The organism is Aromatoleum toluolicum, from assembly GCF_012911005.2.
GTDB classification, from domain to species: domain Bacteria; phylum Pseudomonadota; class Gammaproteobacteria; order Burkholderiales; family Rhodocyclaceae; genus Aromatoleum; species Aromatoleum toluolicum.
In genome coordinates this window covers 1-598 of sequence record NZ_WTVS01000186.1, presented here as the reverse complement: position 1 = coordinate 598, position 598 = coordinate 1, and the positions used below count along the sequence as shown (strand labels likewise).

The 598-nt window shown below is 66.1% G+C and carries 1 protein-coding gene; it reads right to left on the bottom strand.

The genetic code is table 11. The features are described 5' to 3' along the window. Positions 1-482 (bottom strand): DUF1302 domain-containing protein (locus GPA27_RS28290; protein WP_169143730.1); only part of this gene is annotated, 482 nt, incomplete at its 3' end. Positions 483-598 lie beyond the last annotated feature (116 nt).

Below are 598 nucleotides of genomic sequence, written 5' to 3'. Positions count from 1 at the left end.
GCGAACACGAAGGCGTCGAGCAGCTCGCCCGAGGGGCCGGCGTAGTAGCGCTTGGTGTAACGGCTGTACTCGTGGTCGCGGTAGCTCGGGATCGCCGCGAACGGCGCGTTCGGGTTCGATTCGCTGTTGTCGCCGTAGGCCGCGTCGTACCACGCCGCGCCGCTCACGCGAAAACCGCTCGTGCCCTTGTACACCACGTCGAGCTCGGACAGCAGGTCGAGGCGGTTGGCGACCAGATCGCCCCGGTCGAAGCTGTACGTGCCCTCATCGGTGAGCGCCGAGTTGCCGAACTTGCTGTCGCGGCTCTCCACGCGCGTCGCAATGTTGTAGCGCACCGTGTTGTCCCAACGCACCTGCAGGTCGGCGTTGCCGGTGTCAAGCTCGAACGCCTGCACGCCGCTGCTCAGCGACAGCAGCGCCGCCGCCACCGCCACCGCCGTCTGCCTGCGTGCGAGTACGCACCCTTGTCTCCTCATCTCCATCGTCTTCAGCCCCTCTTCTATCGTTGGCTTGAGCTATTTCGCTTGGTCCGGCGTCTGTTCGCCAGATGGTTCCATTGTCCGTCCCTCCCCTACCCGACTTCCCCCCAGCGTCGGGG